Source organism: Burkholderia theae, assembly GCF_048565265.1.
GTDB lineage: Bacteria > Pseudomonadota > Gammaproteobacteria > Burkholderiales > Burkholderiaceae > Burkholderia > Burkholderia theae.
Genome location: NZ_CP183463.1, coordinates 190,981 through 215,951 on the forward strand (window position 1 = coordinate 190,981; position 24,971 = coordinate 215,951).

Annotated in this window: 17 protein-coding genes; 4 read left to right on the forward strand and 13 right to left on the reverse strand. The window is 61.4% G+C overall.

The window, feature by feature from the left end:
• Nucleotides 1-27: 27 nt before the first annotated feature.
• Complete coding sequence (locus tag ACN22W_RS33730) at nucleotides 28-1,725, forward strand: M4 family metallopeptidase (RefSeq protein ID WP_419690403.1); 1,698 nt, start codon at nucleotides 28-30, stop codon at nucleotides 1,723-1,725.
• A 188-nt stretch (nucleotides 1,726-1,913) separates the two neighbouring features.
• Here ACN22W_RS33730 and ACN22W_RS33735 read toward each other — a convergent pair whose 3' ends face one another.
• The 13 genes from ACN22W_RS33735 to tssB form a co-directional block, all read right to left on the reverse strand.
• Complete coding sequence (locus tag ACN22W_RS33735) at nucleotides 1,914-2,084, reverse strand: hypothetical protein (protein WP_419690404.1); 171 nt, start codon at nucleotides 2,082-2,084, stop codon at nucleotides 1,914-1,916.
• Between the two features lie 36 nt (nucleotides 2,085-2,120).
• Nucleotides 2,121-2,651, reverse strand: coding sequence for a type VI secretion system lipoprotein TssJ (tssJ, locus tag ACN22W_RS33740; RefSeq protein ID WP_419690405.1), 531 nt, complete (start codon nucleotides 2,649-2,651; stop codon nucleotides 2,121-2,123).
• A gap of 128 nt (nucleotides 2,652-2,779) precedes the next feature.
• Nucleotides 2,780-3,877: a type VI secretion system baseplate subunit TssG gene (tssG, locus tag ACN22W_RS33745; RefSeq protein ID WP_419690406.1), complete on the reverse strand. Its 1,098-nt coding sequence runs from the start codon at nucleotides 3,875-3,877 to the stop codon at nucleotides 2,780-2,782.
• Entirely contained in the window at nucleotides 3,874-5,688 is a 1,815-nt protein-coding gene (tssF, locus tag ACN22W_RS33750; RefSeq protein ID WP_419690761.1) for a type VI secretion system baseplate subunit TssF, read from the reverse strand. The genes tssG and tssF overlap by 4 nt, the downstream gene beginning before the upstream one ends.
• A gap of 11 nt (nucleotides 5,689-5,699) precedes the next feature.
• The gene (tssA, locus tag ACN22W_RS33755) at nucleotides 5,700-7,280 is read right to left on the reverse strand and encodes a type VI secretion system protein TssA (RefSeq protein WP_419690762.1); all 1,581 of its coding nucleotides are present in this window, start codon (nucleotides 7,278-7,280) and stop codon (nucleotides 5,700-5,702) included.
• Complete coding sequence (locus ACN22W_RS33760) at nucleotides 7,277-10,840, reverse strand: ImcF-related family protein (RefSeq protein WP_419690407.1); 3,564 nt, start codon at nucleotides 10,838-10,840, stop codon at nucleotides 7,277-7,279. The genes tssA and ACN22W_RS33760 overlap by 4 nt, the downstream gene beginning before the upstream one ends.
• Nucleotides 10,837-12,075 (reverse strand): hypothetical protein, encoded by a 1,239-nt coding sequence (locus ACN22W_RS33765; RefSeq protein ID WP_419690408.1) that lies wholly within the window; start codon nucleotides 12,073-12,075, stop codon nucleotides 10,837-10,839. The genes ACN22W_RS33760 and ACN22W_RS33765 overlap by 4 nt, the downstream gene beginning before the upstream one ends.
• Nucleotides 12,076-12,078: 3 nt before the next feature.
• A complete protein-coding gene (locus tag ACN22W_RS33770; protein WP_419690409.1) occupies nucleotides 12,079-12,336 on the reverse strand; it encodes a PAAR domain-containing protein in 258 nt (85 codons plus the stop codon).
• A 41-nt stretch (nucleotides 12,337-12,377) separates the two neighbouring features.
• The gene (locus tag ACN22W_RS33775; protein ID WP_419690410.1) at nucleotides 12,378-13,400 is read right to left on the reverse strand and encodes a hypothetical protein; all 1,023 of its coding nucleotides are present in this window, start codon (nucleotides 13,398-13,400) and stop codon (nucleotides 12,378-12,380) included.
• Nucleotides 13,394-15,964, reverse strand: a complete 2,571-nt coding sequence (locus tag ACN22W_RS33780) for a glycoside hydrolase family 19 protein (protein ID WP_419690411.1) — start codon at nucleotides 15,962-15,964, stop codon at nucleotides 13,394-13,396. The genes ACN22W_RS33775 and ACN22W_RS33780 overlap by 7 nt, the downstream gene beginning before the upstream one ends.
• 8 nt (nucleotides 15,965-15,972) lie before the next feature.
• Nucleotides 15,973-18,312 carry a type VI secretion system Vgr family protein gene (locus ACN22W_RS33785; RefSeq protein WP_419690412.1) on the reverse strand — a complete coding sequence of 780 codons (2,340 nt, stop codon included), beginning with the start codon at nucleotides 18,310-18,312 and terminating at the stop codon, nucleotides 15,973-15,975.
• Between the two features lie 83 nt (nucleotides 18,313-18,395).
• Nucleotides 18,396-19,928, reverse strand: a complete 1,533-nt coding sequence (tssC, locus tag ACN22W_RS33790) for a type VI secretion system contractile sheath large subunit (protein WP_419690413.1) — start codon at nucleotides 19,926-19,928, stop codon at nucleotides 18,396-18,398.
• Nucleotides 19,929-20,001: 73 nt separating this feature from the next.
• Nucleotides 20,002-20,514: a type VI secretion system contractile sheath small subunit gene (tssB, locus tag ACN22W_RS33795; protein ID WP_048244991.1), complete on the reverse strand. Its 513-nt coding sequence runs from the start codon at nucleotides 20,512-20,514 to the stop codon at nucleotides 20,002-20,004.
• A gap of 593 nt (nucleotides 20,515-21,107) precedes the next feature.
• On the opposite strand from tssB, the gene tssK reads away from it, so the two are divergent.
• From tssK to ACN22W_RS33810, 3 genes are read left to right on the forward strand one after another with little or no spacing between them, the layout of a single operon-like run.
• Entirely contained in the window at nucleotides 21,108-22,460 is a 1,353-nt protein-coding gene (gene tssK / locus ACN22W_RS33800) for a type VI secretion system baseplate subunit TssK (protein WP_419690414.1), read from the forward strand.
• On the forward strand, nucleotides 22,457-23,188 hold the full coding sequence (locus tag ACN22W_RS33805; protein ID WP_419690415.1) for a DotU family type IV/VI secretion system protein: 732 nt from the start codon (nucleotides 22,457-22,459) through the stop codon (nucleotides 23,186-23,188). The genes tssK and ACN22W_RS33805 overlap by 4 nt, the downstream gene beginning before the upstream one ends.
• Nucleotides 23,185-24,924, forward strand: coding sequence for an OmpA family protein (locus tag ACN22W_RS33810; protein WP_419690416.1), 1,740 nt, complete (start codon nucleotides 23,185-23,187; stop codon nucleotides 24,922-24,924). The genes ACN22W_RS33805 and ACN22W_RS33810 overlap by 4 nt, the downstream gene beginning before the upstream one ends.
• Nucleotides 24,925-24,971 lie beyond the last annotated feature (47 nt).

Below are 24,971 nucleotides of genomic sequence, written 5' to 3' on the forward strand. Positions count from 1 at the left end.
GCTTTTATTCATAATCTGGGGGATTACATGAAGAAACTGTCTCGTCTGCTGTCCATCACCGCGATTACCCTTGCGAGTCTCAGCGCTTTTGCCCAAGCCGGCGACCAGTCGGCCGCGGTCGACAAGGCGCTGCAACTGATCCAGCAGAACCCGTCCGCCTTCAGTCTGGCTACCGGCAGCGCCGCACGCACGTTGAAATTCGCGGCGCCGCTGGCGGGCGCGCCGACGGACGGCGACCAGTTCCAGGTCCGCGACGTGATCGTCGATCCCGACGGCACCGAGCACGTGCGCTTCGACCGCTTTTATGCGGGGCTGCCCGTGATCGGCGGCGACGTCGTCGTTCATTCGAGCAAGGGGCAACTGAAGCAAGCGAGCGTGACCCAGCCCGCGCCGGTCAATCTCGCCGGCAAGATCGGCAAGGTCGGCGACCGCTTCGTGGTGCGCAACGCGCCCGACGTGGGCGCGGCCCGGGTCAAGCGCATCGCGGCCGCGCGTTTCAATTCGGACGTGCGCCGTGTCGACGAAGCAGAACTCGTCGTGTTCGCACGCGACGTCACGCCGACGCTGGCGTATGCGGTGCGCGTATACGGCAAGTCGACCGACGCGCACGGCGATGCGGTGCTGTACTACGTCGACGCGCGCACGGGCACCGTGCTCGATGCGCAGGACCTGATCAAGACTCCCGCCGCAACCGGCACCGGCCGCTCGCTGTACTACGGCACGCTGACGCTGACCACCGACCAGACCGGCACGAACGCATACCGGATGCTCGATCCGAATCGCGGCAGCGGCTCCGTGTACGATGGCCGCGGGCTGATCGCGGAGGACGTCGAGCAAGCGACCGACCTGCCGATCTTCACGAGCAGCACAAACGTGTGGGGCAACAACACGACCACCGACCGGCAGACCGTCGCCGCCGACATCGATTATGGTCTCGCATTAACTTGGGACTACTACAAGACGACGCACAACCGCAACGGCATCTTCAACGACGGGCGCGGCGTGAAGAGTTTCGCGCACGTGGTGTTCGACACCGGCAGCGGCACGACCGGCGCGAACGCGGCATGGATGCCGTCGCACATCATGGTGTACGGCGACGGCCAGCCGGGCACGAGCCTGCCGAAGCCGGTCGTGTCGGTCGACGTGGCCGGTCACGAGATGAGCCACGGCGTGACCGAGGCCACCGCCAACCTGAACTATTCGGGCGACGCGGGCGGCCTGAACGAGTCGACGTCGGACATCTTCGGCACGCTCGTGAAGTTCTACGCGAACAACCCGAACGATCCCGGCAACTACGTGATCGGTGCGCGCGTGGTGAGCGGCGGCCTGCGCAAGATGTACAAGCAGGATCTCGATGGCCGGTCGTTCAGCTGCTATCCGTCCGGCGGCTTCTCGTGGTCGAATCCGCGCCACGATCCGCACTTCACGTCGGGCGTCGGCAACCGCCTCTTCTACCTGCTGTCGGAAGGCCCGGTGGTGCCGTCGACCGATACCGGTCTGTCGAGGACGCAACTGGTCTGCAATGGCGACACGACCTTCAGCGGCCTGGGCCGCGAGAAGGCCGGCAAGATCTGGTACCGGACGCTGACCGTGTACCTGAACGCCAACTCGAGCTACCCGAACGCGCGGCGTGCGTCGATCCAGGCGGCGAACGACCTGTATGGCGCGAACTCGGCCGAGAGCGCAACGGTGGCGCGCGCGTGGAGTGCGGTCGGGGTGAATTGATGGCGCTTGCGTGGGTGTGTTGAACGCCGGAGGGTCGCGTGGCGGTATTTCGTTTCGGAGGAAGGCGCACCGAACGAAGTCGCGCGGTTCTCTCGCGTGAGACAGGCACGTGTTGATCAGCCGCCTGCGATTGCAGGTGGCTGATCGGCGAAAATTTCAACCGTGCGGCGCGCGTCGGGCCATGCCCTTCATTCTGCCTTCGCCTCCACGTTCGTGCGCTTGATCGCCAATAACCTGCCCGTGGTTTTCGACGGATGGCCGATTCCGCCGTCCTGCAGCCAGTAGCCGAGGCCCATGAGCGCCAGCGTATATTCTCGTGTCTGTTGCCAAAGCAACGTGACAAGCAACGCTTCTTCCATTTTTAGAATCGGGAATGTTGGCCGGCAAATCGTGGACTACTGCGATGAACTCTTTGGTGCGGCACCGCCCGCGAGCAGCAGTTGGTCAACGAGCTCAAGTTTCAACGGCTTGTCTGCGTCGAGCTTCTTTTTCTCGATCACATACTTCCAGCCGTTACCATTGCCAGGGTTGCGGTAGAACGCGACGATCGCGACATATTTCGTGTCTGCCTGCATTGGCTGCGTGAGGCTGGCCGACGCACCTGGATTCAGCACGGACGCGACGCTCGCCTGCATGTCCTGGGCGAGGACGATCCGATCGTTCTTCAACAAGTCCTCGTAGGACGCGCCATCGAACATCTTGCGATCCTTCAACTGGTATACACGTACGGCGACCGAAGTCGCGCGGCCTGCGTCGTCGGGGTTCAATGCCTCGCGAGCGGACAGATCGACGTTGAGCACCTTCACTTGCTTGAAGAACACCGCGTGATACGCGCTTGACGAGGCGTCCGAAACGGATTGCCACGCGCCGCATGCGGACAGGAGCACGACGGAAGCAGCAATCGAAACTACGAAACGGATTGACATTGACGCTCCTCAATTAGGCGTGTTGTGAGTTGTCTTCCTGTTCGGCGTCGACAAGCTACTGTCCCGAAACGCCCGACGCATTGGAAGTGAAATCGATCACTGGCGCTTTCGAAATGGCTGCCTTCCGGTCACGCATACGGTGTAGCAAGGTGCGGATTGGGCCCGGGCGCGGCGAACGCTTCGTAGACGCCGAGCGGGATATTGACGACACGATCCTCTTCAGCCGGCAGCACGGTAGTCCAGCCAAGCCGCGGCGCCGGACCGCCATTGCCCCGACCGATCGCGGGTTCCGGCGCGTAGCGCGACGACACTTCCATGCGCACGTGCACATCGGCTTTGACACCCACATACAACTGCAGATAAGCCATCAGATCGCGATGCAGGGTCCCGCCGGGTAGCAGGCCATGTGCCTGTTCCGCATCGGCGGGATGCAGCGTCACGCGCACCGCCCGGCTGCGATACGCCATGCGTTTGCCCAGTACATAACCGCCTCCCAGACCGCCGCGCTTCCCGCTTTCCGGCGTGCCGATCGCATCGCCGGCCGAAGTGAGCGGCTGAGGTCGGCCGGTCGACGTCGTGACAGGCCAGAACTCGTCGACCCGCACGCCAACGCGCGGAATCGCCAACGCGACGACGCCGGCCAACCCTTCCGGGGTGCGGGTGCGCTGAATCAAGAGCCCCAGTAGCGCCAGCATCCGTGAATCAGGCAGGCCGGCACGCTTCGGCTTGTCACCCCAGCCGAACCCGGCCAGACACAGCAGACTGCGCGAATGCGCATCGACACCGCCGGGCCTGAAGTGCTCCGGATAGCGGTACTTCTGCCAGGCGCGATACAGCAGCGTGACGTACCGGTGATTGAACTGGTCGAGAAATGCTTCGACCACCTCGTGCCCTTCCTCACGCAGCGCGATCTCGTCAAGCATGTGCGAAGGCATCGCTGCGTCGACGCCGTACAGACCCATGAACGTCGTGCGCACGGTCGGCGGCGCGTCAGGCCGTTCGTCGTCGAACTCGACAGACGCAACTTCGCCGGTGGGGAAGCCCATGCGCGGCCGCGGTCGGAATCGCACCGGATCATGCTCTGGGGTGTCCCGCGCACCGAACCCCGGGAGGTCAGGCATACGGACTTCGAGCAACCGGCACAGCTGCATGAAGTTCATGCGTGGTGCGCGCGCCAACAGCGACGCGAACAGCGGACCGAGATTGGGGAGATCGCGAGGCTTCATAGCGGTACCCGTCCGGCCTTGCTGCGTGACCATTCGACGCGGGCCTGCGACGGCAGGCTGACGATCGCGAGCTTCGTGAACAGATTGATGTCGGCGTAGAGCGCGAAGAACCGATGTAGCAACTCACCGAACAACATCACGTCGCCCTCACCTGAAAACGCGTGGCTGTCGAGCGTAACCTCGATCAGTACGCCACGCTCGACCGAACCACCGGACACTTCCTCGATCAGTTCCTGCGACACCCGCAGAATGCCCGCGAGCCGCCGACGGTTGAGTTCGTCGTCCGTCCAGTCGTAAAGCGCGAGCGCTCCGCGCAGCACTTCCGCGTTCATCATCGACAGAAAGTTCGGCGCCAGATGAGACAACACGCGCCACTGGAAGCGATCTTCCGTCGGCGGATACAGCGGCAGTGTTGGCGACACGAGATTGCGCACGCCGGCGACGTTCTGCGTGCTGGTCGCGAGTTCGTTGAGGCTCGCTTCCCGCAATCCTTTGCGCGGCAACAGCCCGTTCGTTCCTGTCACACGCAGCGACAGGCTTTCTTCCGGCAAGGTCTGCATCGTTTCCCAGGCGTGACCGCCGAGAATCACCCACGTCTCGTGAAGTCCGGAGACGCCCGGCCTCACCCGCGTATGGAAATACCGCTCCGGTGCCTCGTGGCGCAGCATGCCGCCGCGATGCCGGAACGTAGCGAACGGCACGTATTCGTACCGTTCGGCCGTTTCGTGGTCGAATGCCTCGATCGCGTCGACCGAATACGTTTCGACATGCTCGCCTTGATGGCCTGCCGGCACCACGCGGTATTCAGTTTCGTGATGGTCGATCTGGATCGGCTCGGCATCCAGTTCGAACAGGTTGATCACGGGAGAACAGAACAGTCGCACGTTCTCCGCACTGAAGCGCTGGTCCGATGGATAAGCGTACTTCAGCACGATCTCCAGCTCGAAACGGGTCGAGCTTTCGGGGAGCTTCGTGATATCCAGTCCGCACAGGTCGACGAACAGGAATTTTTCGCGGAACGTAAAGTATTCGAGCAGCAGCTGGTAACCCGAGAACGCCGTATCGGCCTTCGGCCACAACCGTTCTTCGGGCGAGAAGCCGGCCGGCTCGATCGTGACACCCGCAAGCGGCAGCGCTTCGCCATCGCGGATTTCCGGAATGCGCCAGTGGATGGTGTCGATCTGGCGCGTGAGTGCAAGGTGCATCGCAAACGCTGTTGGCAGATCCGCACTCAAGTGCAGGCGCAACCGCGACAAGTCAGTCTCTTTGCGACGTGCCGAGCCGTCGAGCGCGAACCCGAGGCGGATCACAGAGCGGCCGTCGTGGCGCACCGCCGGTCCGGCATGCGTGATCGCGATCGGCTGCAGTGCGACGGCTTGCGTGGTTCGGTAAACGCACTGCACCGTTTTCGACGCCGTGCCTTCGGCACCGTTTGCGGGGGGGACGGCGATCAGGGCGGAGCGCACCGGCACGCCCGCCGGCACGACTTCGGTTCTTTGAAGCTTTTCCGCAAGCGGGACAAGCTCGACAACCGACAGCGACGGGATCATCCGCAGGTAATGCGGCCATAACAGGCTGACCAGCCCTTCCGTCAGTTCCGGTAGCTCGTCGTCGAGCTTCTGGCGAAGCCGACCGGTCAGGAACGCGAAACCTTCGAACAATCGCTCGACGTACGGATCTCGATCACCAACGCGATCGAGGTTGAGCAGGCGCGCGCGGTCAGGATGCGCCTTCGCAAATTCCTTGCCGGACTCGCGCAGGTAGCGCATTTCCGCTTCGTAGTAGCGCAGGATCGGGTCGTCGTTTTCCATCGTAATACTTGTCATGAGAGAGTCAGTGCGCGTGCCGGATCGAGCACGGTCAGTTCCGCCTGCAGTTCGCCGATGCGGCGAGCGAGTGTCGGTTTGTCGGCGTCCTTGCGGTTGCTTATTGCTTTCAACGCACGAACCAGTTGTTGCTTGACCTCGAAGACCAGCGCCGGCTCCCAGCGCATCAGCGGCAGCGACCGGGATGACGTGTCGAGCTCGGCAAGCAGTGCCAGTGCCGTATCCGGGCGGCCCGCATGATCGGCAAGGCGCGCCATCACGAGCCGTTGCAGGTAGCGGTGGCGATCGGTCCTCATGCCCGGCAGCGCTTCGAGCCACGCGAATGCGGTTTCCACGCCTTCGCGCCCGGCCAGTTCCCGCGCCTGCGCTTCGATTTCCGGCCAGTCGCCGGCATTGCCTTCGCAATCGGCAGACACCGGTAGCGGCGCGACAGCCTCGCCCGCTTCGAGGTCGCGCACGACCGCGTGTCGTGCGATCCATTCGAGCGTCGTGTCGTCGGCGAACGGCGTGCCGTCGTTGAATGCCAGCCGCTCGATGCCGGGCAGCCGTTCGAGGAACAGCGCGAAGTCCGCGCGCAGCAGTTCGCGGCACGTGTTGTACGGCATCCCGGCGTGATCGAGGGCGACGTGCTGGAAATACTGGAGGTCGAACCAAAGGTGATTCACGCCTTCCATGAACGCGCCCTCGACGCGCTCGAGCAATTCGTGCCATTGCTTCTGCAACACGAGCCGTTTCATTTGCTGGCGCAGCTCGGCGCGAGGCGGGACGAGGCGCGTGCGGGTTGCGGCATCCGCCGGCGGCACCTCATGCAGCGTGTCCCAGCGGATGCAGCGCACGAGTCGCACCGACGGCAGGTAGCCGTTCTCCTGGTCACGCAGCCAGACCGCCATCGTGCGTGCCTGATCGAGCAGATCGCGTGCGGAGGCGATGGCGACGGGCGTCGCTGAGACAGCCGCACTTGCTATCGCGACGGTTTCCGATTCCGTACCGCGGGCAGGTTCGCCTTTGCGCTCGAAGCGGGAGACGAGCGGTTGCAGGTTCGGACGCGCGGCTTCGGGCCACGCGCTCGTGGCGGCTACCAGCACGTCGAGCGCGGCGAGCGCACGCTCTAGGTCGGCCGGCGCAAATGCACCGCGGCTGTCGAGCAACTCGATCACGCGTGCGGTGGCCAACATTTCGAGCGCGCCCTTCTTTGCCTCGACGCGCGTGGGCAGCACGGCCTCTCCGAATCGGTCGACAAGCGCGGCCGCCAATTCGAGCCCGTCCGCGAAGCCAGCGGTGCCTTCCTGACGCAGTCGCGCGAACGCGAAGTACCCGGCCAGACGCAGATCCTTGCCGATTTCCTTGATCAAATGCTCGCAGGACCTGACGATCAGCCCGTCGTCGATACCGGAAATCTTTTGCGTTTCTTCGCGAAGCTCGAAGAACACGTCTTCGTAGCCCGGATCGCGACCCACACCGCTGTCACCCGAGAGCGGGAGCAGCCACGCATTCCACGCATCGAGCCGCGCACGTACCAACTGCTCGGCGTCTTCGCGAGCAGGAAAAAGACCCTTGAACAGTCCCCCCAGTTTCATTCGACCTCCGGCAACGCGCCACGTGGAAGCGGCATCGCGGCGTGTTTGGCCGCTTCGATCATCGACCGCGGCAGCGGTGGCGGATTCGCGGACGAGAGCTTCGCTCCCGACTTCGCGGAACCCGTCAGGAAAATCCGCGTCGGCAGCGTGAAGTTGCGCAGTTGCAGCACGTCGAGCGGACCCGCACCGGCCTCGCTGCGCAGCTGCACCTTGAGCGGAATGCCCTGGCTCGTATCGGGTGTCCACGTCAGCAAATAGCGTGCGCTGTCCTGCGGCGACACATTCGCGCGCTCCAGCAGCCGGATCAAGCCGAACCGGCCCTGCGAATCGAGCGCTGACCGTAAGCCGCCCTGCTCGGTCTGCCATTCGATGTGAGACAGGTTTTCGAGCGACTGGCCCGGCCACTCGAACGGCACCCATTCCTGCTTCTGGTTGAAGTAGCGCAACTCGCGCCCGGACAGCACGAATTTCATGTCGGTCACACCCGGTGTCGGCACGGCCTGCAGTTCGTACCGCACGCGTGCATCTCCGGACGGGAACAGCACGGTCGAGACACGGGTCAGCTTGTTCAGACTGCTGAGGAAGCCCGGATCGATCGTCAATGCACCGTGGTCGGCGCCCTGCGTGGCGACCCACCGGTCGCCTTGCCGTTCGACGACGCCGGCGAGCTGACTCGTGACGAACTGCGCAATCACGCCGTTGTCGGGCCGCATGAAGCGTGCCATTTCAGGTAGCGACGCGTCGTTGTCCGAGTCCGCGAACGGATAGCGGCCGCCGAACGCCTTGTTCCAGTCAGCCACGATCGCGGTGCGCCAGATTTCGTTCAGGCTCGACGCGGCTGGCTGCACGACGACCTGCCACGCCTGGTCGAACGGCGTCCGAAAGAGCTCGCCGAAGCCGGCCCACTGCTCGCCCAGGCTCGCGGCCACACGGCTCGCGTAGTCGCGGCTGTCCGAAATATCGGACGTCTTGCCTTGCAGCACCGACTGCGCGGCGAGACGTGCGATCGCGTCCGGATCGGCACCGGAGACGATCTGCGACGCCTTGAGGCGCATGGCGGTGACCCGTTCGAGGTAGCGAGCCAGACTGAGGTCCCCTGTCGCAGCCAGTTGCGCCGCGGCCTTGTCCCTGGATTGAGTGCCGGACACCAGATCGCTGCCGGTCAGGCGCAAGATCGGTCCAAAGGCCGTGGCGAGCGGCGCAAGCTGCGGCTGGATCTGTTTCGACGGATCTTTCTCGTCCGCGCCGACAAGCTGCTGTGCCTTGTTGATCAGGCTATCGGAAAGTGACTGCGTGTTCGCGCCCGCTCCCGCCTGATAAACGATCACGTTCATCAGCGCGACGAGCGGCGAGCGTTGCGGGTCGCCCAGCAACGTCAACTGGTCGGCCGTGGCCGACAACGTCGGCGCGGATTGCCACCGCAGGCTGTTGAGGAACAGCGCCCACGCACGCGCATAATCGTCGAAGTAGCGCTGGCGCAGCTCGGCTTTCAGCGTGGACGGCGTCTGGTTGCTGCTCTTGGCGTCGGACAACACCCAGTCGCCCGAGACGTCGCGCTGGGTGCTGGCGTCATCGATCGCCTTCGCGATCCGCTCGTCCCACGCGGTGCGCGTGAACACGCCGGGAACAGTCGCCGTCGTGTTGAACAGGCCACGACTCGTCGTGTCGCCGAGCAGTGTCGCGAGGGAGATTGGCGGATACTTGGGCGTCGCTTCATCGATGATCTGCTGATAGAGCGCGTCCTTGGAGTTCTGGATGCCGCGTACGCCAATCACCGTCTGGCGGGCCGAGGCAATCAGGTTGCCGTCCGGCACGATAGCCAGCGCCGAAGCATTCGACGCACCGTCGCGGCCGAGATGGCCCGCAAAGAAGGCAATCGTGTGCTGGCGCAGGTCTTCCCAGGCGCCGGACGACAGGGGCGAGTTCGCGGGGCGTTCGGGGGCGGCGGTCGCAACGAGTTGCGGGGTCAGAAATGCAGCGACCGCGCGTTCCGGCTTCGCGAGCATCAGGTAAGCCTTCAGCGTGTCGTACGCAGCCTGCACCTGCGTATTGCCGCCGCCGGCGATCTCGGCGTCCGACAGTGATGCAAGCTGGTGCAGATGCGCCTCGAGCTTCTGGCGGATCGGTACCACGAGGATGCGGTTTGCCGCATTGGCGTAGCTCGGCGAGAGTGCATCGAGCAGCGCGTTGTCGCGGTTCAGGCCGAACCGCGCCGTCCACGGTGCGCCTTCACGCTGATGGACTTCCAGCGTATCGATTTGCCGGTCAAGACCGTTGAGGGTTTGCAGGGCCTGCGTGCGATCCTGGGCGGCGGATAGCTGCGCGACCGTATCGGCTGCGTTCCGGATCGTTGCACGGTTGACGAATCCCGACAGCATCGTGCCGCCGATCCAGCAGCCAACAAGGGCGGTCGTGAACCATGCTGCGGTCGTCGACAATGAGAAGCCAACGCGGCGACCGTGGATCTTGCGGCTGTGCTCGGCGACGGTCTGCCAGATCGTTCGGTGTTGAGGTCCGGCCGGCGGTTCGTCGTCGTTCGCTTCGGCGGGCAGCGGTGGCGCCAGCTCCCGTTCCTTGAACAGCGGTGCGAAAAGGAGCCCGTGGACCGCGTGCCGCCATACACGTGACTGGGAAGTTTGCAGTACCAGACCTGACAACGCACTACGAAGGTTCGAAATATGCTGCGACAGCTCGGCGGGGTACCGGTCATCTGCATCCCTCGTCAGGCGTACGACACCGGCGTTCGCCAGGTTGCAGGTGAGGTCCTGCAGTGACGTGTCGATCTCGTTCGCGCTTACGCGCGCGTTGGACCATGTCAAGGCGATCGCCTCGTCGGGACTCGACGTCACGCTGCCGAAATCGGTGACGTTGAGCAGATACGCGGGCGCAGCCCAGCGCAGGGCACGCGGGTAGCGCGCAAGCCGTTGGGCGAGTTCGTCGGTATCGAACGGCGTATTGGCCGAACTGCGGTTACGGGTCACCGCCACAATTGCGTCGATCGGGCGACGGCGGCGCAGGCGGCGGATCTGGTCGAGCCATTCGGTCTCGAGCGTGTCGCGGGTTTGCCTGGCGTACAGCAGGATCGTGTCGCCGGTGATCAGATATCCCCTGTCGATGAGCCCCGGTGCCAGACGCTTCACTAGCGGTACGTCGCCGGCGACGAGTACCCATCGTTCGCGGTAGCGCCAGCGCCAGCCGTTGCGGTCGCGCAGGACATTGCGAAGTGCCGCAGCTCGGTCGGCTTGTCCCGGCGGTTGGCCCTGATCGTCGTGGTCAACGGACGCAGCGCGTTTGCCAGTGTCGTAACGGGCAAACCAGCGGGACGCTCTCAGCGAGGCGATCCCCAGAAGCACCACCTCGAAGTACTTGACCAGCAGGATCACCACCAGCAAGGTGGAAAGCAGCGAAAGTTCGATGATGATCCGGGTATCACGGGACCACCCGCGACGAGGCCCGTCCATCCATATCGCTATACCGAGCGCGAGGAAGACGATGACGGCCGCAATGCCAATGAAGAGGCCGGCTGGTCGAGTCTTGTTTTCGTTCTGGTTGTCGTTCATGTCTGCTTTCTGCACATGAGGGCGATCAGTTCCTCACCTTCGCCACATAGCACCAATTGAGGATCGCCAGTTGTCCAAGCACTTTCTGCGGCAAGGGCGACGGCCAACCACGGCCCGGCGCCTGAACAGTCGCCCACCGACGTCTCGAGCGTGATCCATCGCGTCTCGTCCGGGAATGATGCGGCTTGCCGAACCGCACTCACACTGTCATCGATCAGGCCATGCACCCACACCGTTTGCAGCCTGTCGCGCGAGGATTGTCCCCAACGGGCTGCACGCTCAATCGTCGAAGCGGCGGCATCAAGCGTGCCTTTGCTTGGCCGATGCAGTCGTAGCCCGACAGGATTGGTCGGTGACGTAAGGCGCGGGTGCCCAACGAGCAGGGCGACGCCCGCCTCTGCAACACCATCAGACAGGACGGCACTGATTGCATCGCGAAGCTCAATAGCCAACAGCAAGCGGGCTGTGTTGACGTCTCGCTTGTCAAGCCATGCGTCCGTCCGGAAGAGCGATATCGTGTGTTCACCTGCCACGCCCTCCACCTTCAATGCAGGCACTTGTTCGGCGAGCACTTCCCGTAGCCGGGTCTCGACCGCGTCGGATTTCAGCCTGGACCGATGATGTAGCTCGACCTGAAGCTTCGTGTGTGGTGGAAGAGCGCTGAGCTGCGGCAGGAGACGGTTGATCAGACGCTCGATCAGCCACGTACACACGGCGTGATGGCGGGCATGTTCGACGAGTTCGTTACCCGGCTGAAAACGAATCTCGGGAATGTCGAACCATCGTGCATGGACTTCGCTATCCGGGACCGCGCCGCTTGGCCGTAGTTTCGCCAGTTCGGTTCCGGTCAGTATTCCTTCGAGCGAGTTTTCCGAATCGTTCGCGGCAAAGCACCATGCATGGCCCAGTATCGTCGTTGGCCGGCCCGCCATGGCATGACAAGCCTGTTCTGCCTCATCGCTGACACGGTTAATCGCAATCGCCTGATTGCGACGGACATAGCCATACCCGAGCCAGGAGCACAGCAGAAATGCCCACGCCATGAACGGGTAGCCCGCGACACAGAACCAGAACCACAGCGTGCTCGTCGGCGCGCCCGCGGGCCAGAGCACGATCGCCAGCGCCGCCCCTACGCCAATTACGAGAATTAGCGCGATCGTCCAGACGATCATCGACGGCTGCGGCGCGGGTGGTACCTCTACCCGTGGCGGCACGCGATTGAAATCGACGGGCATCGCTTACTTAACCTGCGCCCCGGTGGAAGAGGCAATGAGGACCGCCCCACACCGCGTGTGATCGCCGTCGCGCGACAGGGGCGTGGTGCCATCCCTCATTCTTCCGCTGCCTTCGACGATCTCGTTGTCGCCGTGGAGCGGGCACGACACTTTGTCGCCGACGCGGGCGGCTCGACGCCCCTTTACCTTGATGCGATCGGAGCCGGTCAGGATCTGGCCGCCGTGGCTCGTTGCGTCGCCTTCGTATGCGAGATTTTTCATTTGGCGTTTTTCCTCGTAAATTTCAGCAAATCTAATTGCCATCAATAAACCGAGAATGGTCCTTTGGGTGGAACCCCAACCCAAAATCCTTTAATTCCATTTCCAATTCTATTCAACATGAATGCTCCACTGGAAATTCGGTCGGAACCCATCTCCAAGAGGTAGTACATCCCATTTTCCACATTTCCTTCTAATGTGATTTTTCGATTTCTTTTGGTATAGCTATAGGTACCATTTAGGCAAATTCCGGTTATCGAAATGGAGTAGCTAATCTCATAAATTCCGTGAATCATGGCAGTGCCGCTGGTGGCATCGGACACAATTGATCCAATCGAATAGCACGAAAAATCACCCTTAAACAACACCGCGTCATCTTTTAGATTTGCCATCAAAAAGAACTTAGAGCTATTTTTCAATGGAATAAATTCATACCCGGCGATCGAGAAAAGCGGTCTATTATGTTGATCAAGCACGACAATCTTTTGTTTGCTTGTCTCCGATGCCCCTTCAGGCGCGCATCTAGCAATTCTGTACGAGCTGGCCTCAACACCCACAGCGCTTGCGCAAGATCCAGGGGACAAGCTCTTAAGCCAATCGTGGTTCACAGTATAAATATTTAGGTTGGCGGTATTGATTGACGAAGAGACATCAAACTGATGAAGTTCTTGTCTTTGACAAATTGCGCCAACCGCTCGTGTTTCTTCGACGGAGTCGTAAGTATTTTTGTACAAACATTCAACATACAGATTTCCGCCAACAAACTCTATTGGCGCAAGAATCTCGTATTTGGTGCGCGATCCTTCTGATTCTATTTTTAGCGCAATCCCATATCCAACGACAGACACTAAACTTGATGATAGGGATGACTCATTCACGATGAGATTATCGTACGAGCCAAGTAGTTTTTCATCTTCGTAGAAAGAAACAGAGTTGATCTGATTATTCGAGGTTATCCGTGCTTCGTATGTATGGCCGTCGCGCGCAGAAACAAACTTCAAAATTTCGGCGCGGGCACCTAGTGGCAGGGCAATGGCGATAAACATGCATGTTATAAATTTCAGCATTTTACGGCCTCGAGAATCGACTTAAATCGAACTGCGAAAGAAGCAATTGTGTCGGCCTGATCAAGGCCATTAATAATTCTTCTGGCGTTGAAGTAATCCTGCTCATCAGCATTGACGTAATCCGCCAGTTTCTTGCCGGTGAATATACCCCTTTCCATCCCGTATACAGTCGCCCACGCAGCGATTTCAGGCTCGAGCATCCGATCGGGTTCGTGAACGAGATCGACTCCGATCTGCTCCCCGATCGTCCGATAGTTATTTTTCCACGTTACCTGAACATACCCTCTTCCGCGGTAAGTGTAACCATCTCCTTGCTCTGTATTTCCATTATCCTTTGCACGTTGTCGACGCTTTTTATTATCGGCCAAAATTGGATCATATTTATTAAAATAACCTTCCCCTCCACCCTCGGTCGTAGGTTCAAAATATATAAATTTTTTCTCACCCTTGTGATATTTTTTTGTCTCGAGTCTAGCTGTTCCAAGCATATAGGCTACATACGGAATATTGCATTCTTTATTTTTGTATTTTTCGTAATAATTGAGAATTCCTTGGATAAGAATCCTTAAATTTTCCTTCGATGTGGCATCAAGTTGCTGAGTGCCAATCTCAAAAGAAATGTGTTGCTCTTCATATATTTGCAAAAATGCATCCACATTGATGCAATTGCAGGTGCACTTGAAATTTCCCACTAATCCAATAGGATTGACATGATAGACATCCGGCCCCGGGATACCGGCCTTCACGTCATCCCACCACGCAAGCGCCTCGATCCGCTTCCGTTCTTCCTCGTGATGTGGCTTTGGGCCCGTTTGCTTTTCCAGCTCGGTAATCAGCTGCGTCCACTTTGACGGATTGGCCCACTCGCTTTCGTGCTTTACGATCAGCCGGGATGCCGCCTGCATCAGCCACGGATATCCGCCTCGCTCGGTCTGCGACAGCGTGCATAGCTCATCAGCTGCCTGCTTGCCATCGCCTTTCTTGAACAGGGCGTCATACACCTTGAGCATCAAAGGACTGAGCTTCGAACGCGAAGCAAGGTCGACAGCATTGGCGCCGCTCGCATAATCAACCCACTCCTGTGTTGTCGCAAAGATCGTGTGCGCCGGATCATGGGCGTCCGCGAAGCACTCAAAGTCGACCCACTTCTGCGCGAATTCCCGCGTCACCCGCCCACTTGCGTGATTGAAATCGCAAACCCAGCCGTCGATCGATTGACCTTGTGCATTCACGCCGTCGACATGCCACCAATTCACCGGGTAACCGGGATTGGGGTTCGGGTTCGGATGCGGCTCGGGGATTCGCAGCTTCGGGTCACGCGCCAGTTCGGCGAGCGAATACACTTGGACCGCGTCCGTCTTTCTCGACTGTGGGTCAGTGCCTGGAACGAACTTGTTATCCTGGGTACGTTGATACAGTACCGTGCCCGGTGCAATCCGCAGGATTGTTGGCGCGGATGGCAGGCCCAGTGCCGCCCAGTCCTCCTTGTGCGGTCCGTGCTGGTTGACCCATGCGCGGCCCTGTTCGAGGAACGACTGGATGCCTTCGTCGCAGAACACCTCGATGTGTGCCATCCGGGTTCCAGACGTGCTTTGATTCAGCGAGTCGTAGCGGCCGAGGTGGCCAATCAGGTCCCCCGCCTTGACCGGAATGCCGCCTCCATCGCCTTGCGGATCCCCCTTTGTGCACGTCTGATTCGTCGTCACGATCACGCGGTCGAACATCGAGTCCAGAATGACCTCCTCGACGACCGGCCCGCCGTTTTCCTGGCCGAGATAAATCCAGCCGCCGATGGCACGGGAGGGCTCGACGTAGCCACCGGCGTCGGGCGGATACGGCGATGCCCCGTGCAGGTCCGTTACCTGGCCCCAGCCCTTCTCCCTTTTGCCGATGCTGACGTTCGTGCCCTGCGGCAGGATGCCAATGGTTTCTCCGCGTGGGTGGCTTTTGCGAACCCGCAGCCCCTGCTGCGACGGATCGGCCACCTGCCCATTACGACCCGGTAAAGGCTTGTCCTGCGCGTGCGGTGTAACCTTCCATTGCCGTTGCCAGTACGATGGTTTTTCACGCGTCGGGAAGTTCGCATAGTCCTCCCACGACATCAGGTGCATATACAGACTGTAGAACATCAGCCTCGCGCCCTGCGGGAACTCCATCGTGTGCCGCACCAAGGCGAAGCCCGTGCTAAACGGCGCCTGAACGGGCGATCCGTTACCGGCCTCGGAGATTTCGCTAAGCGGATAGGTCTTGTTGGCGCGAAACGCAATCAGCACGCCATCGGCGATGCAACGCAGCCCCGCATCAAGATCCAGCGATTGCCCTGCGCCAGCCTCCGTGACGTGGATGCCACCGTGCCACATGCCCTTGCGGCTGACGAGATACGCGCCTGATGGCTCGCGTTCGGCGAGCAGCCGATAAATCTCGTGTTCGTCGGTGAACTGGGCGGAGGCCTCGGACTGGCCCCGCCCCTTGCGCAGGAACGGAAAGGCGAACGACAACGGCTTCAGCTTGGCCTGGGCCGGCGTGGGCGCTCGCGGCTTCTTCGGTGCAGGTTGGCTTGTCATAGTTGAGCTTATTCAGAAAATCCGAAGTTCGTTGCGTTCTTCACGTCGTTGAGCGGCGCCTTGGACCATGTCGGGAATTTGAAGCTGCCACCGTCAGGGTCGTCGACTTTCAGGTTGCCCTTGAGCTCGATTTCTCCGGCTGGACTGCCGAGAATGATCTTGCCGCCCGAGAGCTTGATGTAAGCGCCGGAGCCGTCGCCGAGCGTGACACCTTTGCGGCCCGTGATGACCACCTCCCCATCTGACGAACTGGCTGTCATGTCCTGCATCGACATCAGTTCCATCGTGTCGGACTGCGCCTGGACCTGAACCTTCCCCTTCGCGGCGAGGATCCGGATCCCAAGCCGCGCTGCAAAAACCGAAATCGCCTCGCCAGCGGCGACTGCGATACGCTTCATGACGCCAATGTCGAGCCCGTCACCTGCAGTGATAAACATTTGCTTGCGGGCAGCAAGTTGCATCTGCTGGCCACTGGCGAGCCCGATGCCATCAGGGGCTGTCGCGACGATGACGGGTTTCTGAAGTTGCTTGAGCTTTTGCTGGATCAGCACGCGCTGTTGATCGATGTCAGCCTGTAGCGCTTTCGCAGCGTTTGCCGAGTCGTTGAGCGTATGCAGGATCTGTTCCGCCTGCTCGAGCGTCATGTCGGCGTCCTGCATCGCGAGTTGCTGCCCAGCAGCGCTGGGCTGTCCTTCAGCGGTAACCAACACGCCCTTTGCGCCCCGAACAGCAGCCGGCCCGTCGGTACGCAATTCCGCGCCTTGCCCACGCTCCTTGCGGTCACCGTCGACCATATGCCCCAGGTTAAGCTCGCTGGCCTGAAACGGCGTCGTCAGATGGATGTGCTCGACACCTTCCTTGTCTTCCATCCGCAACTCGTTCTGCGCGGTCGTACGGATAAGGTTCCGGGTGTGATTGAGGTTATTGACGAGATCCGGATGCAGGCTGTCGTGCATCGCACCGATGATCACGGGGCGGTTCGGGTCACCTCTCGTATGGATGATCGCCACCTCCGCGCCGTCAATCAACGGGAAATGATGACCGTAGTTGTCACCGCTATATGGCTTGGCGAACCGCACCGGCCGGCTCGTGCCACCGGGACTCCATTCGTCGAGGTCGAACGGCAGCTTGATCACATACCAACCTTGTTCGGTCAGGTACGCGTACTTGTAGTTTCCGGGCGACGTAATGCGCGCGGGCAGAATGCCGTCGATGACCGGGCGCGAAATCTCAGCCGTCGACGTGCGCCACACGCGGTCGGACGGAATTCCTTCGAAAGTCACCCAATACGACTGGTCGCGGCCGCCTTGCGACTCCACCGATGTGACAAAGATCCCGTGCTGCGCGTCGGCCGGATTCGGCTCGAGCCGCATGACTTCACCGGCCTCCAACCAGAACGGGTTGCCGGTACCCTTGAACGTGACCTGCGTTGCCAGGAACGCCTCGTGCCGCAGACGAGCGAAGCGCTTGCCTTCTTCGGGCGTCTCGTAGTGTTCGCCCCAGCGGTAGTCGACGCCATTCGTCGTCTTGTCGTCGCGCGCGGCGTTTTCTTCGACCAGCAGCGGCACACCGGCCTGCCGGTGGTTGTAGTCGTGCAGCCGCACCGCTTCAGGCACGCGTCGGGTCCGCTTTTCGAGCGTCTTGATCGCATCCGTACCCGAGCTCTCGAGCCCCGAGTCGCGCCGGTACGACACGGTGCGTTGCTTGCGCGCATAGGCGTCCAGGTCGTCGCCGAACACAAGCGCCGCATGATCCTTCTTCTGCTCCCACCGGAACCAGATCCCTTCCTCCGCGCAAAGGCGCTGGACAAAGGCGAACGTCGTCTCGTGATACTGGGTGACGTATTCGTGCCGCTTGTACTTGCCGCGCAACTGAAAAAGGAAGTCAACCCCGGCCCGGTAGCCGTAATGACGCAGTGTGTCGGTAACGATCTCCTCGACCGACTGCTTCTGAAACAGCCGGCTCGTGACACCGCGATTCAGATCGGCGAGCTTCGGCTCGAGCCGGACCCGATAGTGCGTCTGATCGGCCGACGTACTGCACTCGTCGAACTGCGTGACGATGCCGTGGACCGTATACGCCGGCGACATCTCGCTGAATTGCGCCGCGTTCTCGCCGAACATCCTGCGCAGATAGTCCATGTTCGGATCGACCGGAGCGATGATGAATTTCGCCGGTCGGCCGACCACCTGGTCCATCGGGATTCCCGAAATCGGACTCGTGAATTCGATATCGTAGCGGTACAGCTCGCTCACCGCGTCGCGGCCCGTGAATCGGAGCACGGACGTCGGTGCCGGATGCGGCGCCAGCTTCAATTCATAAGCCTGCGACGGCAATATCATCGACATGGGTTTTCTCTCAGGTGCACGCACACAAAGGCGCTGCCGGGGCAACCATCGGCGCCCCGGCGGATCGTGCTTGATACGTCAGATCAGTTCTTGGCCTTCGGCATCTGCGACACCAGCGACAGGCCGATATCCATGCCTTCGACCTGGAAGTGCGGAATGATGAAGAGCTTGATGCGGAAGAAGCCCGGATTGTCTTCGATGTCCTCGACGGTCACCTTCGCTTCGCGCAGCGGATGCGACGCCTGCAGCTCGTCGCCCGGGTCCTTCATTTCGGTCACGAGACCCTTGATCCAGCTGTTCAGCTCAAGCTCGAGCAGACGCCGGTCCTTGGTCGTGCCGATGTTCTCGCGCTGAATCAGCTTCAGGTAGTGGGCGATGCGCGACAGCAGGAAGATGTACGGCAGGCGCGCGTTGATGCGGCTGTTGGCCGTCGCTTCCTTGGTCTCGTACAGCGCGGGCTTCTGCGTCGAGCTGGCCGAGAAGAAGCACGCGAAGTCGTGATTCTTGTAGAACGAAAGCGGGATGAAGCCGAGATTCGCGAATTCGAACTCGCGCGTCTCCGGAATCAGCACTTCGGTCGGGATCTTCGGCTGCACGCCCGTGCCGAGGTCGTACAGATGGACCGGCAGGTCCTCGACCTTGCCGCCTGCCTGAGGGCCGCGGATCTGCACGCACCAGCCGTTGTTCACGAAGCTGCGTACCATGTTTGCCGCGAACGCGAACGACGCGTTGACCCACAGATACTTGTCGTGGTCCGGGCCCTTCACCGCTTCTTCGTAGTTGAAGGCACGAACAGGCGTCGTATCCTTGCCGTAAGGCAATCGACCGAGCACGCGCGGCATCGTCAGGCCGACGTAGCGCGCATCGTCCGTGTCGCGGAAGCTCTTCCACTTGATGTATTCGGCACGATCGAAGTAGTTGCCGATGTCCTGAATGGCCGCGACCTCCTCCATGGACTTCTTCCCGAAGAACGCTGCACCGACTGCGCCGATGAACGGCATGTGCGCGACGGCCGCCACCTTCGAGATGTTGCGCAGCAACGCCACATCCTGCGGCAAATGCGTGAACTCGAAGTCGCTGACCATCGCACTGATCGGCTGCCCGCCCGGCGTGTCGTACTCCTCGATGTAGGTCAGGCGATACAGGCCGCTCTGGATCAGCTCCGGCGTATCCTCGAAATCGCGCTGCAGCGCATCTTTCGATACGTCCAGAACCTCGATGCGAGCGTTCTTGCGGAAGTCGGTGCGCGAGACAAGCATCTTCAGGCCGCGCCAGCGACCCTCGAGCGCCTGGAAGTCCGGCGTGTGCATCACGGCATCGAGCTGCCGGCTGATCTGGCGATCGAGTTGCCCAATGTAGAAATCGAGCAGCGATTTGTCGAGGCGGTCGACCGGCTTGCTTTCCTTCGCGATGAGGTTGAGCAGCGCATCCATCCCGCGCGCCACACGCTCGTCGGCCGACGCTTCCGACAGCGTATCGTTATCGCGGAACGCTTCGAGCGGCCGCGCTTCAGCGACCGGCTTCAGGTTGATCTTGTTGCACAGCGCGGCGTAAACGCTGTCATTCTCGAGCACGACCGTTTCCGATGCGCTCTGACCTGCTTCATTCTGTTTCATGGTTCTCTCAGTCCCGTTTCGTATGGCTGCATGGTTGCGCGAGGCGGTGACGGCCCGCTTCGGCCGACCCCGCTCAGGCATGGCCTTCCGGTTGCGTAGCGGCCGTGGCGATCTGTGCCAGTTCGCCACGCAGCTTGTCCGTGAGGCGTCGGTCCTTCAGGATCTTCTCGAACTCACGGCGGAACGTGCCGTTGTCGAGCAAATTCGACTTGAGGTCGCGCAACAGATTGCGCATTGCCAACATCGCTTGCAGTTCCGGAATCTGGCGAGCGACCTGCTCCGGCTCGAAATCCTTCATCGAGCGGAATGCGAGATTCACCGGGAGTTCCGAGCCGTCGCCGGCCAAGGTGTTTTCCGCGGCAATCTTGAGATCCGGCGCGTAGTCGGCCAGGACAGCATCGAAGTTGTTCTTGTCGATATTGACCTTCTTCCGCTCGGCCAGCGGCGCCTGCTCGCGTCCCGCGCTGAAGTCGCCGGCGACGAGCAGCTTCAACGGTAGCTCGACCTTCTTCTGGGCCCCGCCCGTATGCAGATCCAACGTGATTGAGACGCGACTCTTCGGAATTTCTCTCTGGAAGCTATCCATATGCAATCCTTAATTGTTGATGGCCATGCATGGGCAGGCACGCGATGCGTTCGGCACGATGCTGACCTGTTCGATGCAACGCATACGCATGCAATGCGTGGCATGCCCCGATCGACGCTTCATCGTGTGGTCTCCGTTCGTACGGCGAAATCGCATCGCACTTATACACGGTAAATCCGACGCTCGTCAAAACGATTCACGTCATTGTCATTAAATAAAATGTAAAAAACAGTCATATCATGAATTAATGTTCACATTTAAGAATAACGACGTTATCAAAATAAAGAATTTGTCGATCACGAGAGATCGCTTCAATTGTGACTACATCTACGTGAAACACCGTATGGACTTGAGTTTCGCGAATTGACAATTTTTGTGTTACCTCTTTCGAGGTGGCGAGCCGATCAATCTCAAAAACAAAATACCTCGAAACTGATTGTGTCTAGATTTGACATTTTTCCGCATTAACCAGCCACATCATTAGTAAACCAAACTACTTGGGTTTGCCGTTATTGGTTGCATGTTTATCAGAAGATCGTGTATAGGTTACGCCCTGGTACCGAATAACGATCAGACACACCACACGAGAGACCATGCGAATCGAGAAGCCACTTTGGCACGAGGGCCTCATCCTGACGCAGCAGCATTTTCAGCAGCAGGACAGGTGGACCGAATTTGCGCTACGTCAGTACGCCTCCGCGGCAATTTCAGAGCCGTGGGGAACGCTTGCCGTCGAGGTCGACGAGGAGGCGCTGGCGACTGGGCGCCTGAAACTCGCCCGCCTGAAGCTGTGCTTTCCGGACGGCACCCCGGTCGATACAACCATTGCCGATGCGCTGCCTTCCGCGCGCGATCTGACGCAAGGCGTGCCGGCGGACGTTCATAGCGTCGTCGTGCTCGCAGCGCTGGCGCTGCCGGATGCGAACGGCAGCAACTGCCGTTTCGACGAAACCTCCCTTGCTCGCCCGCGGCGCTCATACCGTGAATTCGTGAAGGTCACGGACCTGAATGGAACCGGTGAGACCGAAATCGCGGCCGAGCGGCATGCGATTCGCCTGCTGTTCGACTTCGAATCGCATGCCGACGATACGGTCTGCGCAATCGCTCGACTGACGCGTGGATCGAGTGGCCAGTTTCAGGTCGATCATCGGTTCGTGCCGCCGTGCCTTACGCTCGGCAGCCATCCGCTCCATCGCGAGCGGATCAATCGCGTTGCGGACATCCTGCACGCCAAGAGCCTCGCGCTCGGTGCACGCCGTAGCGAGCGCATCGAGCAGGTCGCCGAATACGGCGTGGCCGACGTGCAGCTCTTCTGGTTGCTTCACTGCATCCATGCGGCGTGGCCACAGTTGCGGCTGTTTTCGACGCATCCGAGCCGGCCTCCGGAACATCTGTACGCCACCCTGGCACAACTGGCCGGCGCGTTGATGACCTTCTCGACAGGCGCCCAACTGACCGACATTCCGGCGTACGACCACGTGCGTGCCGACGAGGTGTTCGCGACGCTCGAGTCGACAATCCGGGCGTTGCTCGACGCCATCATTCCGTCCCGCGTCGTATCGGTCGGCCTCACGCGCAAAGGGCCGACCACCTGGACCGGCCAGTTCCTCGATGAGCGCATCGTTGCGGACGCCGCAGACTGGTACCTGTCGGTCAACGCGCCGATTCCCGCGTTCGAGCTTGTTGAAAATTTTCCGCGGCTGTGCAAGATCGGCGCGCCTGACGATGTCGAACACATCATCAATTCCGCGTTGCTCGGCATTCCGCTCAAGGCGGTCCAGCGCGTGCCGGGAGCAATCCCGGTGCGTCTGGACAACCACTACTTCGCGCTGGACTCGACCAGCGCCGTACACACCAGGATGCTCGCCGCGCGGGCGTGCCAGATCTACCTGCCCGCGTCGGTACCGGACGCTTCGCTCGAACTCTACGCGGTGCTGCACGCATGAACGCGCTGAATCCCAACCGAAACGACATTGCCCTGCTGCAGAATGCGGCGGGCGCCGGCCGCCCGACCGTCGACGGGATTCGCGATCTGCTGCGCGACACGGCGCTGCTCGTGACGACACTCGGCTCGGGTGGTACGACGCCTGACCCGGTCGCGTTGCGTGGACGGTGCGTGCAGCTCGTCGCGCAGTTCGCAAGCGACCTGGAGCGACGAGGCTTTCCGGACGATGTCCGCAACGAGGCGCTGGTCGCGCAGTGCGGGCTGCTCGACGAGACAGCACTGCGACATCTGCCGGGCGACTCCCGGTCCGCTTGGGAGAGCAAGCCGCTGCAGGTGGAGCAGTTCAACCTGCACGAAGCTGGCGAACGCGTGTTCGAGCGACTCGACGCCCGCATGCGCGAGCCGTCGCCTTCGGTCGCCCTTCTCGAGTGCTACTCGGCGATCCTCGGGATGGGATTCGTCGGCCGATACGCTCGCGACGGCGAAGCGAAGCGCGCTGCGTTGATTGCGTCGCTCGACGCCAAACTGGAAACGCTGCGCTCGACCTCCGATCGGCCGTTTATCGCCGATCGTGCCGGACGGCGGCTGTCCGATTGGTTCTACCGGCTTTCCCCATGGGCAATCGCCGGACTCGCCTGCATCGCCGCCGCGGTTGTATGGGGCGTCTGGTCCGCGGCGCTCGACGTGCAGCTCGCACATCTTGTGACCGCAAAGGCTGCGCTCCCGTGAAGTCCGACCTGCCTGTTCTGTCTGCAGCTTCGACGCGGACGCCCGATCGAGGCCACGAAGGGCTCGGCTATCCGTCGCGAGTCATCGTCGCGTACTCGGCCGTGCTGGCGCTCGCGGTGATCTGGCTGGTGTTGCCGCTCGGTCCGGGTGTCATCTGGACGCTCACTGTACTCGTCGCCCTCGTTACGCTCGCGCTGATGGGGTGGTGCACATGGCGGCTGTCCCGCGCGCGTGAGCAGAGTGCGAACGTGCTTGCCGCGCTGGGCGCCGCGACGTCGGACATTCCGGTGAACCTGCGCACGCGCATGCCGCTCGTGCTGGTGACCGGCGATGGCCTGCACGCGTTATTCGACCGGGTTGACGAATCCCGTCACGTGCACGTCGGTGACGGCGGCATCTGGCTGCGTGTCGACCGCCCTCAGGATCTGTCGCGACTGGCCGTAGCGGTCAGGCAATGGCGTGACGGCCGGCCCCCTGACGGCGTCGTGCTGTCGGTCGCACCGGCGTTGCACGCGGGAGTGGACGTGCTGACCCAAAAGCTGCGCGTCATTCGGCAGGCAGTTGCCGATGCTACCCGGATGCTGGGCACGCGATTACCAGGGTACGTGGCGGTCTACCAGCGACTTACCACCGGCCCGGTCGATTTCCCGACGCCGGAGTGGTACGGCGTTTCGTCGGCTACTCAAATGGCGGACGCCGATCGTTTCGAGTCCGTGATCCGTGCGGCGGAGGATGCGGTCCGGCGTGCGCATGGCGATCGCGTGGTCGCGACGCGTGCAGCCGCGCTTGCGTCGATCGTGGGTTGGACGCAGCGCATCGTGCTGGGTGCGCTTGCGGACCGGCTGCAGCCGGCGACACCGTGGGCATTGTTCGGCGCCGGCTGGGTCGACTGCGGCCCCGCAAGCGGACCGGACGCTCCGTGGGAACGCGATGTCGAAATGCAGACTCGCGTGAGACGTGCAACCTCCATCACGTCGCCGGCGCCGTGGCCGCTCCCTCAGCCGCTGATCGAGGCGATGCCCCGGCGATACTGGATGTCGCCTCGCCTGGCAGCCATCGCACACGCGCTCGCTCTGCTCGCCTGCGCCGCCGCCGTCGCGTTCTGGGGGGCGGCCAGGAACAACGAAGCACTGCTGACACAGATGGGTTCCGATCTCCATCGCTATTCGACGATCCCGGCCGGTCGTGACGCCGCGAAACGCGATGCGCTGCAGGCATTGGTGGCCGATCGTGATCAGCTTGACCGATATGCGCGCACCGGCATCCCGCTGCGCTTGTCGTTCGGTATGTACCGCGGTGCGCGGTTGATGCCGGTGCTGAACGATGCGATCGCATCGTATGTGCCCCCACCGCCGCCGCCCGCAGTGGTCACGCTTGACAGCATGTCGCTGTTCGACAGCGGTCGTGCGCAACTGAAGCCCGGCTCGAACCGCGCGATGGTCGACGCGCTCGACATGATCAAGTCACATCCCGACAAACGAATTCTCGTTGCCGGCTACACCGACAACGTAGGCAATCCGGACAGCAACCTGAAACTCTCCACGGCGCGCGCAGAGGCCGTGCGCGACTGGCTGATCGACGCGTCGGGTATTCCGGCGACGCAATTTGCGATCCAGGGTTATGGCATCACGCGACCGATCGCAAGCAATGACATACCTGACGGGCGTGCGAGGAACCGCCGCGTAGAAATTACGCTGGTTCCGGATCTCGCCTCCGACCACGGTGTGGTCAAGTAAAGAACAGGCTTTAGCCCCTGAAGCATTTCGCTTCGGGATTCTGAGGC

What these genes read in the sequence shown, in the direction of transcription:
- tssJ (WP_419690405.1), bottom strand. Translation starts at nt 2,651, where the DNA reads ATGTCAATCCGTTTCGTAGTTTCGATTGCTGCTTCCGTCGTGCTCCTG.
- ACN22W_RS33760 (WP_419690407.1), bottom strand. Translation starts at nt 10,840, where the DNA reads ATGAACGACAACCAGAACGAAAACAAGACTCGACCAGCCGGCCTCTTC.
- tssF (WP_419690761.1), bottom strand. Translation starts at nt 5,688, where the DNA reads ATGGAAAACGACGACCCGATCCTGCGCTACTACGAAGCGGAAATGCGC.
- ACN22W_RS33805 (WP_419690415.1), top strand. Translation starts at nt 22,457, where the DNA reads ATGAACGCGCTGAATCCCAACCGAAACGACATTGCCCTGCTGCAGAAT.
- ACN22W_RS33735 (WP_419690404.1), bottom strand. Translation starts at nt 2,084, where the DNA reads ATGGAAGAAGCGTTGCTTGTCACGTTGCTTTGGCAACAGACACGAGAA.
- ACN22W_RS33770 (WP_419690409.1), bottom strand. Translation starts at nt 12,336, where the DNA reads ATGAAAAATCTCGCATACGAAGGCGACGCAACGAGCCACGGCGGCCAG.
- tssG (WP_419690406.1), bottom strand. Translation starts at nt 3,877, where the DNA reads ATGAAGCCTCGCGATCTCCCCAATCTCGGTCCGCTGTTCGCGTCGCTG.
- ACN22W_RS33765 (WP_419690408.1), bottom strand. Translation starts at nt 12,075, where the DNA reads ATGCCCGTCGATTTCAATCGCGTGCCGCCACGGGTAGAGGTACCACCC.
- ACN22W_RS33785 (WP_419690412.1), bottom strand. Translation starts at nt 18,312, where the DNA reads ATGTCGATGATATTGCCGTCGCAGGCTTATGAATTGAAGCTGGCGCCG.
- tssC (WP_419690413.1), bottom strand. Translation starts at nt 19,928, where the DNA reads ATGAAACAGAATGAAGCAGGTCAGAGCGCATCGGAAACGGTCGTGCTC.
- tssA (WP_419690762.1), bottom strand. Translation starts at nt 7,280, where the DNA reads ATGAAACTGGGGGGACTGTTCAAGGGTCTTTTTCCTGCTCGCGAAGAC.
- ACN22W_RS33780 (WP_419690411.1), bottom strand. Translation starts at nt 15,964, where the DNA reads ATGACAAGCCAACCTGCACCGAAGAAGCCGCGAGCGCCCACGCCGGCC.
- tssB (WP_048244991.1), bottom strand. Translation starts at nt 20,514, where the DNA reads ATGGATAGCTTCCAGAGAGAAATTCCGAAGAGTCGCGTCTCAATCACG.
- ACN22W_RS33730 (WP_419690403.1), top strand. Translation starts at nt 28, where the DNA reads ATGAAGAAACTGTCTCGTCTGCTGTCCATCACCGCGATTACCCTTGCG.
- ACN22W_RS33775 (WP_419690410.1), bottom strand. Translation starts at nt 13,400, where the DNA reads ATGCTGAAATTTATAACATGCATGTTTATCGCCATTGCCCTGCCACTA.
- tssK (WP_419690414.1), top strand. Translation starts at nt 21,108, where the DNA reads ATGCGAATCGAGAAGCCACTTTGGCACGAGGGCCTCATCCTGACGCAG.